10 protein-coding genes are annotated in these 19,277 nt (G+C 61.1%); 5 read left to right on the top strand and 5 right to left on the bottom strand.

Annotated elements, in window-relative coordinates; genetic code table 11:
- Window positions 1–103: 103 nt before the first annotated feature.
- Entirely contained in the window at window positions 104–7,258 is a 7,155-nt protein-coding gene (locus ABIC75_RS17990; protein WP_354015266.1) for an IPT/TIG domain-containing protein, read from the bottom strand.
- A gap of 227 nt (window positions 7,259–7,485) precedes the next feature.
- On the opposite strand from ABIC75_RS17990, the gene ABIC75_RS17985 reads away from it, so the two are divergent.
- The gene (locus ABIC75_RS17985; RefSeq protein ID WP_354015265.1) at window positions 7,486–7,989 is read left to right on the top strand and encodes a hypothetical protein; all 504 of its coding nucleotides are present in this window, start codon (window positions 7,486–7,488) and stop codon (window positions 7,987–7,989) included.
- 17 nt (window positions 7,990–8,006) lie between these two features.
- Window positions 8,007–9,056: a cytochrome-c peroxidase gene (locus ABIC75_RS17980; protein WP_354015264.1), complete on the top strand. Its 1,050-nt coding sequence runs from the start codon at window positions 8,007–8,009 to the stop codon at window positions 9,054–9,056.
- 71 nt (window positions 9,057–9,127) lie between these two features.
- On the opposite strand, the gene ABIC75_RS17975 is transcribed toward ABIC75_RS17980, so the two are convergent.
- Window positions 9,128–10,219 (bottom strand): PA0069 family radical SAM protein, encoded by a 1,092-nt coding sequence (locus ABIC75_RS17975; RefSeq protein ID WP_354015263.1) that lies wholly within the window; start codon window positions 10,217–10,219, stop codon window positions 9,128–9,130.
- 52 nt (window positions 10,220–10,271) lie between these two features.
- A complete protein-coding gene (locus tag ABIC75_RS17970) occupies window positions 10,272–12,491 on the bottom strand; it encodes a hypothetical protein (RefSeq protein ID WP_354015262.1) in 2,220 nt (739 codons plus the stop codon).
- A gap of 199 nt (window positions 12,492–12,690) precedes the next feature.
- Between ABIC75_RS17970 and ABIC75_RS17965 the strand changes: the two genes are divergently transcribed.
- Window positions 12,691–12,951 (top strand): GlsB/YeaQ/YmgE family stress response membrane protein, encoded by a 261-nt coding sequence (locus ABIC75_RS17965; RefSeq protein WP_354015261.1) that lies wholly within the window; start codon window positions 12,691–12,693, stop codon window positions 12,949–12,951.
- 65 nt (window positions 12,952–13,016) lie between these two features.
- Here ABIC75_RS17965 and ABIC75_RS17960 read toward each other — a convergent pair whose 3' ends face one another.
- Window positions 13,017–14,675, bottom strand: a complete 1,659-nt coding sequence (locus tag ABIC75_RS17960) for an MFS transporter (RefSeq protein ID WP_354015260.1) — start codon at window positions 14,673–14,675, stop codon at window positions 13,017–13,019.
- Between the two features lie 176 nt (window positions 14,676–14,851).
- On the bottom strand, window positions 14,852–16,360 hold the full coding sequence (locus tag ABIC75_RS17955) for a hypothetical protein (protein WP_354015259.1): 1,509 nt from the start codon (window positions 16,358–16,360) through the stop codon (window positions 14,852–14,854).
- A gap of 217 nt (window positions 16,361–16,577) precedes the next feature.
- Here ABIC75_RS17955 and acs point away from each other — a divergent pair, with 217 nt between their 5' ends.
- Both acs and ABIC75_RS17945 read left to right on the top strand, forming a co-directional pair.
- Window positions 16,578–18,518, top strand: a complete 1,941-nt coding sequence (gene acs / locus ABIC75_RS17950; protein WP_354015258.1) for an acetate--CoA ligase — start codon at window positions 16,578–16,580, stop codon at window positions 18,516–18,518.
- Between the two features lie 82 nt (window positions 18,519–18,600).
- Window positions 18,601–19,275 carry a response regulator transcription factor gene (locus ABIC75_RS17945; protein ID WP_354015257.1) on the top strand — a complete coding sequence of 225 codons (675 nt, stop codon included), beginning with the start codon at window positions 18,601–18,603 and terminating at the stop codon, window positions 19,273–19,275.
- Window positions 19,276–19,277: the final 2 nt, after the last annotated feature.

Genomic DNA, 19,277 nt, shown 5'->3' with positions numbered 1-19,277 from the left:
CCACGGCTCCAACATCTGCTATCGGCGTCACACGCGCTGCCACGACTCCGGTGTTCACCATGGGCCATCGCACTATGCCCCGTGCGGCGGCCCCCAGCATTGATTACTGCGGTGACAAACTCAGCGATGCAGCCGACGGCAAGCCGCCGTTCTGAATCACGATCACGGTATACGTGCCGCTCACCGGCAAGTTCGGCAGGCTCAACGTGCTGGAGTCACTCGAGCTTGTCTGTGCATACGCGTTGGCCGGTGTGATCGTGCCGACATCCGGCCGATACACGTAGATCGATACCGGCTGCCCGTTGGGGCTCGTCGTGATATTGGCAAGCTGTAGTGCGAGATTGTCGCCAGCATTGGCATTGAACATGAAGCGTTCGACCGGTGTGGTGGTGGGACCAAAAAGGATGGGGTTGCCGCTAGTAAGCAGCCCGCCCATCACGTCACGCTTGAGCTTGGCCCGCACTTGCACCGTGCCAGTGGCAGACCCGGAGATCGCCACGCCATACGTTCCGCCCGCAAGATTCCACAAGGGGAGATTGCAGCTCGCGCCGGGAGTTTGAGCACTACAGTTGAAATTGCTGACGTTCTTCCCACTCGCATCGTAGATGCCGATCGAGACCAGACCGTTGCTTCCTCCGCTGGCGACCATGTTGTCGAGCGTCAACTCCAGATTGTCACCTGGACTGCTACCCAAACTCAGATAGGTACGCGCACCGGTTGTCAGAGCCATTGTCTGGCCATCGCCATCAGCGACAAGCGTGGGGTTGAATGCCGGGTTCAAAGCAAGCTGGCCAGAGAAAGGCACACCATATGTCGCATACGCAAGCACCGTGTACGTACCACTGACCGGCATCGATGGCATGTTTAGGGTGCCACCATTGGATGTCGACAACTGTGCGTAGTAGTTGCCGTTGCTGGCGCTGCCACTCCCATCCGTGAGGATGGCGCCTGCATCCGGGCGATAGACGCTCATGTAAATCGTTTGGTTCGCTGGAGTTATCTGTATCGACGATAGGGTAAGAGCAATATTCTGACCCGCTGCAGCGTTGAAGGTGAATCGTTCGATGTGACCCTGAGGAATCGAGAACAGTGTGGGTTTTGCGCTATCGAGCAGCGGACCGACCACGTCAGATACAAGCTGGGCGTTGAAAGTCATGGCTCCGTTAAAACCGGGCGAGACCACTGCCTTATAGTCACCGCCAGACGCATTCCATAGGGGGAACATGCACACGGCCCCGCCGCATGTGCCCGAGTAGTAAACCTGTCTTCCTGCCGGGTCGTACAGCTGTATGGCAATCGCGCTCGTGAACGTGTTCTGAGGCACGTTGACGCTGTTGAAAGCTAGCTCAAGATTGTCACCAGGGTTTGTATGCAGGGTGATGTTGTACTTCTCGTTGGTTTGCTGCGCCGTGAAACTCTGGGAGGGACCATCAGCGACAAGTGATCCTTGCAGGCCATTGCCCAGAGTCATCGTGCCTGTGACGGGAACACCGGAAGGTTGTGCCGTGAGAATGACCGTGTAAGTGCCACCCACCGGCATATTCGTCATGTTCACGGTAGGTCCGTTGCTGCTGCATATTTCAACGTACTCATTACCATAGTAGCCCGAAGCCCTTGGATAGTTATCGGGGCGATATACGTCGGCACATAGACCTTGGCCTGACGGATTTGACACGACGTTGGACAAGGTGAGGGCCAGGTTGTCGCCCAGGTTCGCGTTGAACGTATAGCGCTGCGTTTCGCCCTGACTCAGGCTAATGGGCAACGGCACATTCAGAGTAATTGGCGGCTCGAGAGTGTCAGGTTTGATGAGGACATTGAAACTGTAGCCATACGAACTGGTGACAACTATCGAATAGTCGCCACCCGCCAAGTTCCAGAGTCCGTTGACACAGCTCGCTCCCTTGCTGCCTGAGCTGCAACTGAGGGTCCCCACTTGCACGTGATTTTTGTCGTAAACCGTCGCAGCAACGGATCCCGTGTTGTTGAGCAGACTGAACTCCAGATTATCCCCACGGTTGGCGCTGAAGGTCAGATAGGTGTTCTGTCCGCCTATGCTCGTCCCATAGGTTGGTGACATCGCTCCGACAGCAACCGTGCCTGTAATACCGGGCAGCAGCGTCAATGTGGCTTGGGCTGGTTCGGCATTGTCACTGGAGAGGACTACGGTATAGGTCCCACTCTCAAACAGGTCGGGCAGGTTAAGCACGGTGGAACCGCCGGTAGATACCTGTCCGTTGTTAAAGCTGGTAAGCGGAATACCCGAATCTGGCCTATAAATCGTCGCGGTAACAGTTCCTCCGCTCGGCACGGTGCTTACCGATGCGAGGTTCAGCGCAACCGTATCCCCGGCATTTGCGCTAAACGTCACGCGCTCTACCTGACCGAATGCCAGGCTCACGGGAGTCGGCGCGTTAAACGCCAGCGCCGGTCCGGTGATATCCGTCAGCAATTGCATGGCAAAACTCATCTGTACCGTACTCTGTGGCGTAATCAGCACCGAATACTGGCCGGGTGCCAGGTTCCACAATGAAAGGTGACAGTTCCCGGCTCGCGAACTGGAATAACAAGTCCCGTAACTCACTTGGTTACCAGCCGGGCCAAGCACTTGAATCTGGGCGCTGATCGATGCGCCACCGTTCCCCTGAAGATTGCCAAGCGTGAGTTCGAGATTGTCGCCTCGGGCTGCATTGAAGGTCGTGTATACGGCTTGGCCGGCTGCAGCCGTGCTTACGCTCCGCGCTGCGGCGTCCTTGACCAACGCCGGCAAGCTGGCTGGCACGAAATTCAGGTTGACACTGCCAGGTTCACCGTAAGCCGTATAAACCACTACTGTGTACGTACCACTCGCCGGCAGGTTGGCCAGATTGATGGCGCTCGCACTTGTGGTGGATGTAGTGGCATAAGGCGTTCCGAAGAAGCCGGTGTCCGGTCGATAAACGTTCACGGAAACGGGCTGCCCCGCGGGCGTCGTTGATGCCCCCGATAGCGCCAATGAAATATTGTCTCCCGCGTTGGCTGTGAACGTCAGACGCTCTACTCCGCCCAACGGTAGGCTGACAGGCGTCAGCGTATTGGCTGCAAGAGCTGGCCCGACAATGTCCGGCATGATCTGTGCGTTGAAGTTGATCGTCCCACCCCAGCTTGGGGAGGCGACCACCTTGTAGGAACCCGCAATCAGATTCCACAGTGTGAAACGACAGGCGCCACCGGGATTGGAGGCGTAGCAGTTGGCCCAAGTCACCTGCTTACCTGACGGGTCGTAGACGTCCACGCGGAAGCCGTTGGTGCTGGCTCCAATCACGTTGATGCCGCTGAAGGTCAGCTGCAAGTTATCGCCGTCGTTAGCGTTAAACGTCATGGTGACGTTCTGACCTGCAGCAGATGCCGTTTGCGTTATCGGCGTGCCGTTGTTACTAAACGTTGGCGTGCCATACACGGGTACCGTCGATGCATCAGACACCAAGCTCACCTGGGCATTGCCCTGTAAGCCGTACTGAGGCATTACCACCATGGTGTATGTGCCACTGACCGGCAGCACGGGCAAAGTGATGTTCTGCAGACTGCTCGTCACCAGATAGGAGGCAAAACTTGCGGCGGTTTGGGAGAAGGCGCCTATGTCCGGACGGTAGAAAGCCAAGGTCACGCCGTAACCGGTGGGCCAGGTCGATTCGTTCTGGACCAGGAACTTGACCGTGTCTCCCGCACGACCGCTGAACGTTACACGTTCCACCTGACCTGCGTTCAGAAGGAATCCTTGATAGCCCGGAACTGTGAGCGGTGGTCCCACAATGTCCGGCTGAAGTGAAGCATTGAACTTCAGGGTGCCGCCGTTCGAACCGGAATAGGGCGACACAATGGCCGTGTAGGTGCCTGCTGCCAAATTCCACAGCGGCTGCATGCAGCTTCCATTGGGATTACTTTGGGCGCAATTGAACGATGTGATTTGAGAGCCGGCAGCGTTGTATACGTTGACGCTGGCAATGGCGCTACCTCCGCCCGAGATAGTGACACCGTTCAACGCTAGCTCCAGGTTGTCGCCTGCCTGGGCTGCAAATGTGAGATAGGAAGCCTGTCCCGATACATTGGTAGTGACGCTCTGTTGCGCACCCGTGTTAGGCAAGGCTCCTACGGACCCTCCGTACAGTCTTAGCTGTGCGGTTGCGGGCGTATACATGTCCGGCACCATGATGACGGTGTATTTGCCGCTGAACGGTAGGTTCCGGAGATTGAACGTCGACGTCCCCATGACGTCGGTCGACGCATAGACATTGCTGAACCGAGAAATCGCAGACGGCGGTTGATAGACGTAGAACGTGACCCCTCGGTTGGTCACCGTTGGCGTGGTAGATACGTTGGCCAACTGCAGCGCCACTGTGTCGCCCGCGTTCGCGCTGAAGGTAAAGCGTTCTACCTGACCTATGGAGTTGTTGACGGTTACCGGATTACCTGAAGTGAGGTCCGGTCCAAGCACATCGCGTTGCAGCTGCGCACTGAAACTCTGGATACCGGTCAGGGAGTAGAGGCTGGCAGTGATGCGATAGGTGCCGGCCTGCAAATGCCAGAGGTGTATCTCGCAACTTGGTAGTTCGGTGCCGTCTGAAGTCTTCTGGGCCGAGCAGTTGGCACTGGTGATGTTGTTTCCGTTCGAATCAACGATATTGAAGGTCGCCATTGCGTAGCTGGCTGCGGTGACCGACATGTGCGTGATCAATAGCTCCAGGTCATCGTCCTGCTGCGCAGTAAAGGTCATATAGACGATCTGACCTGACGCACTGGAGGCGAACGACGTCGGCTGATCGCCGGCTACCAGGTTGCCGGCGAGTCCCGGCAATACGGCGACTTGCCCCGTCATAGGCAAGCCGTAGAAAGGTATGACTACGATGGAATAAGTGCCAGAAACCGGCAGATTGGGCAGATTAACTGTGGGAACGCTGTCAGTGCGCGTAGATGCATAGATTGCTCCGCCACCGTCCGGCAGATAGACATTTATCGCTACCGGCTGGTTTCCAGGTATCGTCGCGAGGTTGGACAGGTTCACCGCGAGCGTGTCGCCCGCATTGGCATTGAACGTATAACGTTCAGCTTGGCCTGCACCGAGATTGATGGCTTGCGGCGTGCCTACCTGCAAAGACCCGCCTTTGATGACATCCTGCAGCAGCACGTTGAAACTCATGGGGCCGCCCTGCGTCTGAGACACAAAAACGGTATAGGTTCCGGCCCACATGCCCCACAGATTCAATATGCAGCTGCCGGCCGGGCTCGACACATAGCAGGTTGTATAGGTCACCTGTCCACCCGCCGAGTTGTAGACGTAGACGTTGACGCTGCTATTTCCGGCGACTGTCAGCTGGTTGAGAGTGAGTTCAAGGTCCTCACCCTGCGTTGCAGTAAACGTGAAGTACACGCTCTGCCCCGACCCGTTCGCGGTTAGCTTGGTAGCTGCCCCATTGGTGGTAATTCCACCCGTCGTGCTTGGATACAACTGCACTTGTCCCGTGGCGGCAAGGCCGTAGTCCGCCGTCGCAACGATGGTATAGGTGCCGCTGACGGGGAGTGCGGGTAAGTTCAGTACGGCGACGTTTGCCGTATCGAAGGACGCAAATACCGTCGTGGCACTTGTGATAGGCCCAGCATCAGGGCGATAGACTTGATATGTCACACCCACTCCACCAGCAGCGGGCGTGGTGCTTGCGTTAGCTTGGATGGCAAGGAACTGTCCAGCTTGTCCAGTGAAGGTGAAGCGCTGGACCTGACCTGCAGGAAGAGCAACGGCCTGCGCACTGTTGGGAGAAAGGGGCGACACACTGTCCCGCTGGAGCACGGCATTGAAGCTCATTGTCGCGGCACTGCCTGGCACGACGATCACCGTATACATCCCACCCGCTGTCTGCCAAAAATGTTGCAGGCAGCTGCCCCCTGGGTTATTCGAATTGCACGTGAACTTTGCGACCTGCGTGCCTACTGCGTTGTACACATAGGCAGTGAGACTCGGATAGAGCGTTGTTCCGACGGTGACGTTATTGAGCGTCAACTCCAGATCCTGCCCAACGAGCGTATTGATCAGGAATCGCTTGTTCTGCCATCCGCCAGGTGTCACCACGTTCAGCGGCTGCCCCGCAGCGAGCACGGAATTAGCTTCCAGGCTCAGCGTCATCTGTGCCGCCGCCGTGGTGGGCGTGAACGTCACCAAGTAAGTGCCATTGGCAGGCAGCTGTGCCAGATGGATGCTCGGTGCCGTCGAGGAGATGCTACCCGTCTGCATCACCACATTGCCCGGCGCGTATACGGTGAAGTTGATCGCGCTGGAGGTCGTTGTAATGGCACCGGCTTGCAAGCTGAGCCAACTGCCGATCGTTCCGTCGAACAGTACAGCTCCGATCTGGTTGGCTGCGGGAATATTGAGACTTGCCGTCTGCCCGGCGGTCGAAACGTAACCGGTGCTCACCACATTCGCTGGATTGATGCTCGGAGGAACCACGATGACCGGCGCGAGACTTCTCGCCTTGCCATACGGCGTTTGCACCGCTACGTAGCCACTGGAGCCGTTAGCCGGCACTGCCGATTGCAGCCGGGTATCCAGCGCACCGGACAGCGACATCTGCTGACCACCAATCTGAACTGTCGTCTCGCCAGTCACTGGATAAAGATGTGTGCCGGTAGTCGTCAGGGTCGAACCCGCTGTCGCTACGTTGGGGCTTATTTGCGTGATGACTGGTGGCAATCCGGTATTGTCGATGACGAACGGCGACGAGCTGGCTGCCGTCTGCATGCCTGCGGTGACACTGATCGGGCCGGTGCTGGCACCGTTGGGAACGGTAACGACCAGTTGATTCGCGGAAGCAGAGAGGACCGTGGCCCCTGCGCCGCTAAAGGTGACCGCGTTGCTCGCCGGTGTGCTCGCAAAGCCCTTGCCGGAGACGACCACTTGCGTACCCGCCGCGCCATGCGTCGGCATGAAGGAGAAGATGGCGAGCTGCCCGGGCCCTGCCGAGCTAATCTGCAACAGGTTACCGTTGGCGTCGTAACTGTACTGCGCGGCGTTATCGTTCTGTGTCACACCCACAAGACGACCGTTGGCGTCGTAGGCGTAATTGCTGGACTGCGCCAGGGCGGCGACGTTCCAGCAGAGCAGCGCCAGTAGGACGAGCGCCACGCGAAATGGGATGGCCGAATGCTTCAACCAGACCGCCCCGCGCATGCCATCACACGCCATGGCGCGAGCACGCGCCATCCACACACAGCCCTGCGAGTCCATACGCACGCCCTTATCGCCGTTCCTTCGGATCGGCTGGCTAATTGTCTATATCACTTCCCCTGGGAGCGGACTCCCCTATCGCGCACTATTGAGTGACACGTTTTTAGTTGTCAATATCACTAAAGTGATCCAGACGAAGACAATGTGATGCCGTTCGCACTCGCTGGCGATGCGATCACCTCAGGATTACACACTGAAATGGATTGCCCCGTGTCTCAGGAGAACATATGAATCGGATCGTTCATTGGATGGGTATGGGCGCATTGCTTGTTGCGCTAGCAGGATGCAACCACCCGTCTGCCACAGAGACAACGTCTGCCAATACCAGCCCGGAAGCCAAACTTCAAAAGCCTGCAGCCACGGCAGATGAAAACACCTGGGGCAGTTACCTCGCGGAGCAAGGCAAGCTGCACGGTAAGGATGTCGGCATGCATCCTTACATCTACGTTATTCCGGCTGGCGAGAGCATTGCCGCCAATGATCGTCGCGAAAATGAGATCGATTCGGTCGTGCACAGCATCGGCCCCATCTTGATGCCTGGCGGCATGCTGATCCTTGGCGGTGCCGATGGCAAACAGACAACAGCATTCATCGCCGACTTAGCCAAGCAAGTTAAGGCCGACTCACTTAAAGGGATTGTCGTGCTCGTGGTGAGCGAGCGCAGCGAAGAGGCGACAGTGAAGGAGTCGCTGAAAGCCAGCGGTGCGGCCGTTCGATTCGTCGCGATGTAAACCACCCTGTGTTTGACATGCGCTCTAGCGCCAACGGAATACGGTTGATCCTAAGGCGGTCGGCTTGGGCGTGGCTCACGCTAGCCCTTCTCGGATGTTCTCAGCCATACGGTAACGCCGATGCAGCGCTCCAAAGGGAGCGCATTGACCTGGGCCGCAGGCTTTTCAGCGACCCACACTTGAGCGCCGACAACAACATCAAATGCGCTTCGTGCCACATTCCTTCGCTTGCCTATACCGACGGCAAGCAGGTTGCTGTTGGGGTCGGTGGAAGGACGGGATCACGAAATACACCGAGCCTCTCTGCGCTGGATTCAATGGACACGAATGCCTCGTTCTTCTGGGACGGTCGGCGCAGGCAACTGGAAGAGGCCGTGCTTGATCCGATGACCAATCCCGTCGAAATGGGGTTGCGTGATCGAGGCGAATTGCTCCAGCGCGTTCAGGGTAATGTTGAATACCGAGAGCGCTTTGAGCATATCTTTCATCGCCAGAACATAGAAGGCGAAGATATCGGAATCGTCTTGGCTGACTATGTCCGTTCGCTTAGTGCAGAACCCAGTGCATACGACCGCTATGTGACGCAGGGGGACCGTATGGCACTCGATACCCGCGCCGTGCTGGGCCTGACACTTTTCGCGGGTAAGGCCGGGTGCTCTCAATGCCACTTGTTGAGCGGCAAGCCCGCCGCGCTGACAGACGAGAAGTTTCATCGCACAGGCGTCGGCCTTGATGACATTGCGCCCAGTCTTTCGATGCTGACCCAGGAGGTTGTGAAGTCGTCGCTGAAAGGTTCAGCCATCGGTGATCGCCTGGCGACGCATCCTGATGAAGCGCAACTTGGGCGCTTCAATGTGACGCGCGAACCGGCAGACATCGGTCTGTTCCGTACACCGTCGCTTCGGGGTGTCGCGAATACAGCGCCTTACATGCACGATGGCAGCGTACCGACGCTGGAAGATGCTATCGATCGCGAGATCTACTACCGAAGCCTCCAGGCTGGTGAACCGCTGAACTTGAGCGCGGAAGAACGGGCGAACCTGAGGGCTTTTCTGGAAACACTCTGAGCGACGAAACCTGATAAATCGACCTGTGGTGGAACCTAACTCATGACGCGGCCCCAGAAACTCAGCGACGCTCAGAACAGTTGCCCCTGCGGCGACGGCTTGCGAGGCGGAACGAACTTGGTGGTGTCGAGCGACAGCTCGCGGGTGCGACCAAAGCCATGCTTGCGGCACGCGACGTCGAAACGGCGACGGATGGGTTCGGCGAACACGCCCTGCCCGCGCATGCGCGTGCTGAAGTCGCTGTCGTAGTCACGGCCGCCGTGCATCTGCTGCATCAGGCTCATCACGTGCGCCGCGCGTTGCGGCACGTGCAACGCCAGCCATTCGCGAAACAAGGCCTTCAATTCGTACGGCAGGCGCAGCGTGGTGAAGCCCGCGCACGTGGCGCCGGCGTCAGCGGCTTGTTCCAGCACGGCTTCCATGTCGCTGTCGTTGAGCGCGGGGATGATAGGAGCCACCAGCACGCCTACCGGTATGCCTGCCTCGTGCAACGTTCGCACGGCCTTGATGCGCCGATGCGGCGCGCTGGCGCGTGGTTCGAGTTTCGCGGCGAGATGATTGTCCAGCGAGTTGATCGACACGAATACCTGCACCAGGTTCTCGCGCGCCATCGGCGCAAGGATGTCGATGTCGCGCTCCACCATCGCGTTCTTGGTGACGATGGTGCATGGATGACGACACTCGGCCAGCACCTCCAGCGCCGCGCGCGTGAGCTTCCAGCGACGCTCGATGGGTTGATAAGGATCGGTATTGCTGCCGATGTTGATCGGACTCACCGTGTACGAAGGCCGCGCCAGCTCGTGGCGCAACACTTCGGCGAGATTGCTCTTGGCACGTAGCTTCGTTTCGAAATCGAGGCCGGGCGAAAGATTGAGGTAGCTGTGCGAGGGGCGCGCGAAGCAATAGATGCAACCATGCTCGCACCCGCGGTAGGGATTGAGCGCCTGGTTGAAATGGACGTCCGGCGAATCGTTGCGTGTGATGACGCTGCGTGCGCGTTCTTCCGTCACCTCGGTGCGAGGGCGCGGCGCTTGCTCGTCGAGCAACAGGCTTTGCCAGCCGTCGTCTTCCGCGTGATGACGGATCGACTCGAAGCGTCCTTCCGGATTGGAAGCCGCGCCCCGGCCTTTGAGGGCCTGCGGTGGGAGAAAGGATTCAGCCATGCCGACAGTGTGCACCGGCCATGTCTCAGCCGACGCGACACCTCGGCCTGCGTCACTGCGCGTTTGGTGCGAGCTGCGCCTGCAGGGCCTTGCCCATCGTCTGCAGCGGGTAGAGGTCCAGTTGCCGGCCGAGTTCGGTGAAGACCGGCGTGGAGATGGTCCAGCCCAACGGAATGGGATAATTGCCTGGGCACAGGCGGAAGTGCCACAGCAAGTCGCCGCGCGCGGGGTCCGCCTCGTTGGGCCGAAGCGTGTTGAGCAGTTGCACGCGTGCGTACTCGCCGCGTGCGCTGCGCGTATCGAGCAGCGCATTCAACGGCGCAATGGCTTCGCCACTCACCGGTTCATGCACCACGCCGGGTACCGAGGGGCATGCGGCGGAATAGAACGGCATCGGATGGCTGGCGTCGTGTTGCTCGATGAAGTCGGTCATTAGCGGATCATTGCTGATATGGATCACGATGAAGCGCAGCGACAAGCCTTGCTGTTTCGCCTTGCCGCGCAACAGCCGCAGGAGTTCGAGCAGCGTGGTGGTGCCGGAGTTTTCGAAGTAACCGCCATCGACAAGTTGCATGCGATCGGGCACGGGCGGATTGGCCAGATGCGTCTCCAGCGTGCCGGCCGGGCTCACATAGGTGAAGCGCGCGCTGTTGAGCACCACTTCGCTCAGCGGTACGCGCGGATCAAGCCAGCTCGAGCCATCCAGTCCCGCCGTCCACGGTTGTCGTTGCGGCGTGGCAACCGGCTGGAACGGATGCTGGATGAAACGCTTGCCGTCGGCCACCGTGGTGCTGTTGAGGAACAACGCTGGCAGTCGCGTCGACGGCAGCGTGCCTGCCTGCCCATAGAGTGCGGAGAACGGTTCATCGAACGCCGGCATACCTTCCTTGCGCGCTGCCGATTCCCAGGCTCGCGTCAGAGCGCGCGCACGATCGTCGAGCCACGCACCCGGCAGCCAGCGCTGCGTGAAGTCGACAAAGAACGTGTTGGCCAAGGTGGGTGCGAGGAAATCGTGGCTGAGCATGCGCTGCGCACGCGCTTCCAGCGTGGATGCGTCCACTGGTTGCGGCTGCGCCAGCGAACTCACATAGACGGCCAAACCCAGGCTTCCCCCTGAAACGCCGCTCGCGCCGAACAGATAGCGGGCAAACAGTGGCCCAACGTTCGACGGCTGACCTTGCTGCGTGACGGCGGTGAGACGGCTGAGCACCAGCGCCGACCACGCCGCACCGCGAATGCCGCCACCCTCCGCCGCCACGAGGATCACCGGGCACGGGTGGTGACCCACGCAGCGGTCCGCAAGCCACGCATCCACATAGGCATCGAACGAAGGCCGCGTGTCGGCTGGCTGCAACGCGGGGTGCTCGTGCGTGCTCATGCCCGCGTACTGCCGCACCTTGTGGTTGTCGTTGAGATGCAGCCAATGCAGCGAGGCACTGAGCAGCAGCATGATCGTGAGCAAGGGCACGCCGCGCCGGTCGCCGACCATGCACAGCAAGCTGCCGCTGTAGCAGAGAAAGGTGGCCGCGATGAGCAGGATGGCCAAGGGGCCCATGCCATCGAGCAGTTCGGGCACGAAGGCGATCAGCACGGTAGCGAGCACATTGAGCGTCACCACACTGATGTACATGACTATCGCAAACCTGCCGAGGTCGCGCACGCGCCACACGCGCTTCTCGTCGCGGGGCCGTGCATGCGGCGTGCTCACGCGCGGCACGCGGCGTGACAGCGCGCTCCACAGCCGGCGGCGAGTGACAAAGAACACGATGAGGACCGCCGACTCCACGACCAGACCGAGCGCACGCCAGCTACGTTGTACACAGTGCTCGGTGATGCCGCAGGGCCCATGGGGCAGTTTGGTCAGCGCGAGCACGTAGCCCAGGCACACCAGCATGGGCACCGAGGCGCCGAGCAGGCGGGGCAGCCAGTCGCGCAGAAGGGCGGCGCGTTCGTCCTGGAGCGCGGGCCAGCGCGGATAGCGCAAGCGGTACGCGTTGCGCGCCGCATGCCACATCGCCAGACCCGCCAACGCGCTGCTGAGCAGCAAGGCCACGTAGCGCGCTTCGCTGGGGTCGGTCCACAAGGCGATAAGAAAAAGTTCGGCGGCCTGGTCGACGCCAATGGCCACGACCACCGCGACAGCCACGATGAGCAGCGACACGCGCACCGGCTTGAGGTGATCGAGCACCAGCGCGGTCCAGCCCAGCATGCGTCGCCAGCGGCGGCGAATCGTGGGTTGCCGGGTATCCCTTGTGCGTTCGATGTCGGGCATGCGGCTCCCTCCCAGGTGCCGTGCATCGCCATGGCCGCGACCATAGTAGAGCGGCACCGTGCTGTCACCCGTGACCGCGTTGGCATGCACGTTTCGGCGACGTCGCCGTCTCGACGCTGAAGGAAGGTTCTTGCGTCACACCCATGCGACGCGGGGCTGTGGATACTTTCGTCCACCGTTGCGCGGCAAGGAGAATGCAATGACCACTGAGGGCCTGCTCGTTTTCCTGTTGATCGGCGCCATCGCCGGCTGGCTCGCCGGGCTGATCGTGCGCGGCTTTGGTTTCGGGCTGATCGGCAACATCGTGGTGGGCATCATCGGCGCGTTCTTCGCGGGATGGTTGCTTCCAAGGCTGGGCGTGCATTTCGCGATGGCCAGCCCGTTCGTCAACAGCGTGCTGCATGCGTTGATCGGCGCGGTGGTGCTTCTGGCCATCGTCGGCGTGATACGCAGCGTCTGATGCGAGTGCGTGAGAAAGGCGCGACGGTTGCCCGTCGCGCCTTTTCGTTGTCGCCAGGCAGGTAATCAGCCGCGGATATCGACATCCTTGGTTTCACGCAGGAACAGCAGGCCGATGAAGAACGTGGCGATGGCCACGATGATCGGATACCACAGGCCGTAGTAGATATCGCCCTTCCACGCCACCAGCATGAAGCCGATGGTCGGTACGAAGCCGCCGAACCAGCCGTTGCCGATGTGATACGGCAGGCTCATCGAGGTGTAGCGGATGCGCGTGGGGAACATCTCCACCAGCCAAGCGGCGATGGGGCCATACACCATGGTCACGTAGAACACGAGGATGGCGAGCAGCACGATCAGCATCGGGTAGTTGCTTTGCGCCGGATTGGCCTTCTCGGGATAACCGGCCTCCTTGAGTGCACCCGTGAGTTGCGCACCGAACGCCTTGCTCTGGTCGCCAAACGCCTTGCCGTCCAGTGCCGCTCCTTCAAACGAGCTGATGGTGCGATCACCGATCTTCACTTCGGCGATGCTGCCGGGCTCGGCCGCCACGTTGGAATACGGAATGCCCTTCTTCGCGAGGGCGCTCTTGGCCACGTCGCACGAGCTGGTGAATTTCGCCTTGCCCACCGGATCGAACTGGAAGCTGCAGCCGTTGGGGTCGGCGACCACCTTCACCGGTGAGGTTGCCGCTGCCGTCTCGATGGCCGGATTGCCGAAATGCGTGAGGCCCTTGAAGATCGGGAAGTAGGTGAGCGCGGCGAGCAGGCAACCGGCGAGCACGATGGTCTTGCGGCCGATGCGATCGGATAGCCATCCAAACAATACGAAGAACGGCGTGCCGATGGCCAATGCCGCGGCAATCAGCAGGTTGGCCGTGGTGCCGTCGATCTTCAGACTCTGGGTGAGGAAGTACAACGCATAGAACTGGCCCGTGTACCACACCACCGCCTGGCCAGCCGTGGCGCCGAGCAGCGCGAGTATCACCAGCTTGAGGTTCTTCCACTGGCCGAACGCTTCGGTCAGCGGCGCCTTGGAGTGCTTGCCCTCGGCCTTCATCTGCTGGAACACCGGCGACTCGTGCAGTTGCATGCGGATGTACACCGACACGATCAGCAGGATCGCCGAGACCCAGAACGGAATACGCCAGCCCCAGGATTCGAACGCTTCCGTGCCCAGGCCAAGTCGCGTGCCCAGGATGACCAGCAGCGAAAGGAACAGGCCGAATGTCGCCGTGATCTGGATGAAGCTGGTGTACAGGCCGCGCTTGCCCTGCGGCGCGTGCTCGGCCACGTAGGTCGCGGCGCCGCCGTACTCGCCACCCAGTGCAAGGCCCTGCAACAGGCGCAATGCGATGAGGATGGTCGGTGCCGCCACGCCGATGGTGGTGTACTCGGGCAGCACGCCGACCAGGAAGGTCGACAGGCCCATGATGACGATGGTGATGAGGAAGGTGTACTTGCGGCCGATCAAATCGCCCAGACGGCCAAACACGATGGCGCCGAACGGACGCACCGCAAAGCCTGCTGCGAACGCGAGCAGCGCGAAGATGAATTGGCTCGTTTCGTTCAATCCGGTGAAGAAGTGCTTGCCGATGAGCGCGGCGAGCGATCCGTAGAGGTAGAAGTCGTACCACTCGAACACGGTGCCCAGGCTGGAAGCCAGGATGACGCGGCGGTGGCCGGTGTCGAGCGATCCCCGCATGTCGACGGCGGTCGTAGCCATGATGTAGCCCTCAGTTGTGACACCCCATCGAATCGATGGATGTGGTTTCAGGTGCAACGTGATGGAGCGGCGCGTGCCACTCGGTATGCCTCTCCACTAACCGGTTCGGGCGCCTCCCGTCGCCCCGCCCGGTGGTGCCGATGGCAACGCCGCCTGGCGGTGCCATCGTCGCTTGCCTAGAACTTGTACATGCCGCTGAAGCTGACCTGGTTGCCGTTGACGGTCTGGCTGGAAGACGAATTCTTCAGCTGGTAACGCAGATCGTCGTAAATCCACTCCACGCCCAGCTCGTAGTTACCCGAGGCATATTGCAGGCTCAAGGCAGACATGTTGTTGCGCAGGAGTGCGGTGCCCGGGGCCGCCGCCGTGCCGGCCGGCGTCCATGCAAGCACGTCGTCGCGGTTGGGACGCGCCGCCGCGAAGAATCCATTGACGCTCCACTTCGGCGTGAAGTTGTAGCCCGCCTGCACGAAGCCGCCCGCTTCCTTGATGTTGCCGAACTGCGACATCGCACCGAAGATTTCACCCAGTGCCTTGCCGGTATAGATGAGGCCCTTGAACGTCCACGGACCGGGCTTCCACTGGCCGCCCAGGTCGTAGCCGATGCTGTTCAACTTGTCGCGCGGCGGCTTGGGCGCGATGTCGCCCACACCGTGCAGATCGATTTCGGAATAGTGCGCGGTGAGGTAAGCCAGCCAGTCCTTGCCCTGCGCATGCAGCCGCGCTTCGAATTGCGGATTGAAATGCGCCGCGCCGGCATTGAGGTAGTTGGTGGTGGCGTTGCCGGCGGGGTTCTGCGGGCCGCTCCAGTTGCCTTCGAGCAAGGCGAAGTCGAAGCGCCACTTCACGCCTTCGGTGCCGTGGTTGAGGTCCTGCATCACGATCACACCGGGATAGCGCCAGCCCACCACGCCCGAGCCATAAGCCAGCGGGAAGGCGATGTGCGACAGCGAGGTCGGCGTGTTTTCCAGCGGGAACATCAGGTCCCACATCTGGCCCACGCGCACGGTGGTGCCCCAGTTGGGGTTGATGATGTCCATGTACGCCTGGCGCAGGCGTGGAATCGGCTGCTGCTGCGCATACGCGCCGGTGCCGTTGTTGCCGCCGAAGAAATCCATCTCGATGCGGCCGCTGCCGTTCCAGTCCTCGTTCAACTTGGCGCCGGTGAAGTCGAGCCAGAAGCGTGTGTTGCGCACGTCCGCACCGCTGAGCGAGCCGGTGTAGCCGTTGGCCTTGTTGGCGGCGGTGGGCGGCGCGGGAATCTCCGCATTCTGGCCGTTGCCGTAGTTGATGAAGGTGCGGTCCTGGCCAAATACCGTGGCATCGACGAAACCATGCAAGGCCACCGTGAGGCCCGGCGCCGTGGTGAACTGCGGCTTGGGCGCGGCTTCCACCTTGGTGGAGGTGGCCTGCGCGGTGGTCTGTGCCTGCGTGGCGGCCACCTGTGCCTGCTGGGCCGTCTGCGTGGCCTGCGTGGTGGCGGCCTTCTGCTCCTGGATCATGGCCTTCAGTTCGGCCAGTTGTTGCTCCAGCTGGTTCACACGCTGCTCGAGTTGTTGTTCGCGCGTGGTGCCTTTGCTGCTTTTCGTCGTGCTCTGCGCATGGACGCCCAAGGGCAGGCTCAGCGCACAAGCGATGCTGAGAGCCAACAGGCCATGGCGGCGTGTGGTGGTGGTCAATGTCATAGCAGGCCTCCCCAGGTCGATGACCACCCGAGCATGTCCATGCTGCAATGCGGACGCCTATTCACCATTGGTCGAACCTCGACCAAAGTCGAAAGTGGGGCGAAACGTCTCGATCACCGGCCAGCCGCTACACTCGGTCGTTATCGCCGACAGTGGGTTGCTGCGGCGACATTCAACGCATGAGGAGGCCGGCAGGGCCGGCCGCAGGAGCCCCACGATGACCAAGCTCTACCCCGTCAAGCCCGATTTCGCCGCCAAGGCACGCATCCGCAAGGACGATTACCAGCGGCTCTACGCCGAGTCGGTGAAGGATCCGGAGGGTTTCTGGGGCAAGGTTGGCCAGCGCCTGCAGTGGAGCAAGGCGCCGTCCCGGATCAAGAACGTCTCGTTCGACCCCAAGGACCTGCACATCAAGTGGTACGAAGACGGCGAGCTGAACGTGTCGGCCAATTGCCTGGACCGTCACCTCGCCGAGCGTGGCGACAAGACCGCCATCCTCTTCGAAGGCGACGACCCGAACGAGTCGCGCCACATCACCTATAGGGAACTGCACGCCGAAGTGTGCAAGTTCGCCAACACGCTGAAGCACCTTGGCGTGGCCAAGGGTGATCGCGTAGCCATCTATATGCCGATGGTCCCCGAAGCGGCGGTGGCCATGCTGGCTTGCGCGCGCATCGGCGCCATCCATTCGGTGGTGTTCGGCGGCTTTTCGCCCGATTCGCTGGCCGGCCGCATCGCCGACTCGACCTGCAAGGTGGTCGTCACCGCCGACGAAGGCGTGCGTGGCGGCAAGAAGATTCCGCTGAAGACCAACGTGGACGCCGCACTGGAACGCCCGGGCACCAACAGCGTGGAGACCGTGATCGTGGTGCGCCGTACCGGCAGCGCCGTGCCCATGCAGTCGCCGCGCGACCGCTACTATCACACGCTGATGGAAGGCCAGTCCGCCGATTGCCCGCCCACGCCGGTGGAAGCGGAGCATCCGCTGTTCATCCTCTACACCTCCGGTTCCACCGGCAAGCCCAAGGGCGTGCTGCACACCTCGGGCGGCTATCTGGTCTACGCCAGCTATACGCACGAGCTGGTGTTCGACCTGCGTGAAGACGACGTCTACTGGTGCACGGCCGACGTGGGTTGGGTCACCGGCCACAGCTACGTGGTGTACGGGCCGCTGGCCAATGGCGCGACCACCGTGATGTTCGACGGCGTGCCCAACTATCCCGACACCAGCCGCTTCTGGAACGTGGTGGACAAGCACAAGGTCACGCTGTTCTATACCGCGCCCACGGCCATCCGCGCTTTGATGCGCGAGGGCGAGGGGCCGGTGAAGAAGGCTTCGCGTGCATCGCTGCGCCTGCTGGGTTCCGTGGGCGAGCCGATCAATCCGGAAGCCTGGGAGTGGTACTACCGCGTGGTGGGCGACGAGCGTTGCCCCATCGTCGATACGTGGTGGCAGACCGAAACCGGCGGCATCCTCATCACGCCGCTGGCCGGCGCCATCGACGAGAAGCCCGGTTCGGCCACGCTGCCGTTCTTCGGCGTGAAGCCGGCGATCGTCGATGCCAGCGGTGCGGTGCTGGAAGGGGCGACCGAAGGCAACCTCGTCATCACCGATTCGTGGCCGGGCCAGATGCGCACGGTCTACGGCGATCACCAGCGTTTCATCGACACGTATTTCAGCGCCTATCCCGGCAACTACTTCACCGGCGACGGCGTGCGCCGCGACGAGGACGGCTACTACTGGATCACCGGCCGCGTGGACGACGTGATCAACGTGAGCGGTCACCGCATCGGCACGGCCGAAGTGGAGAGCGCGCTGGTGTCGCATCCCAAGGTGGCCGAGGCCGCCGTGGTGGGCGCGCCGCACGACATCAAGGGTCAGGGCATCTATGCCTTCGTCACCCTGGTGGCCGGCGAAGAGGGAAGTGACGAACTGCGCAAGGAACTGGTCGCCTGGGTGCGCAAGGAAATCGGCCCCATCGCCACGCCCGATTTCCTGCAGTGGGCGCCGGGTTTGCCGAAGACACGCTCGGGCAAGATCATGCGCCGCATCCTGCGCAAGATCGGCGAGAACCAGCCGGACCAGCTCGGTGACATTTCCACGCTGGCCGATCCGGGCGTGGTGAAGAACCTGGTGGACGAACGTCTCATCAAATGACAAAGGAGTGAGTGAAGAGGAGCGAGACACGAGAGGGCAATGCAGCTCTCACTACTCACTCCTCTCCACTATTTTCTGCCCTATGCCCGACGTACTGATTGCCGATGATCACCCGCTGTTTCGCGATGCCCTGCAACGCGCGGTTGTCGCCGCGATTCCGGACGCCGACGTGCACAGCGCGGACAGCGTCTATTCGCTGCTTGGCCTGATCGAGCAGTTTCCCGACGCGGAGCTGCTCCTGCTGGATCTGCACATGCCTGGCGCGCGCGGCTATTCCGCACTCGCGCATATTCGCGGCCAGAACCCCGGCCTGCCCACCATCGTGGTGTCGGGCCACGAGGACGTACAGGTGGCGCGCCGCGCGCTTGCGCACGGCGCATCGGCATACATTCCCAAATCAACGCCGGGCGAAGACATCATCACCGCGATCCGCAAAGTGCTCGACGGCGATGTATGGCTGCCACACCAGCTGGTGGGCGGCGGCATGGAGCTGAAACCCGACGAAGCCGCCGTGGCCGACCGCGTGGCCACGCTGACGCCGCAGCAATTTCGCGTACTCACCATGATTGCCGAAGGGCTGCTCAACAAGCAGATCGCCTATGACCTTGGCGTATCCGAAGCCACGGTGAAGGCGCACATGACCGCCATCATGCGCAAGCTCGGCGTGAACAACCGCACGCAGGTCGCGCTCGCCGCCAGCCATCTCGCCATCGACCAGGAAGCGATGCCGGCGTTGCCGGCGGATGAGGAAGGCTGAGT

The organism is Dyella japonica, assembly GCF_040545895.1.
GTDB classification, from domain to species: domain Bacteria; phylum Pseudomonadota; class Gammaproteobacteria; order Xanthomonadales; family Rhodanobacteraceae; genus Dyella; species Dyella japonica_D.
This window is presented reverse-complemented; position numbering and strand designations above follow the sequence as displayed.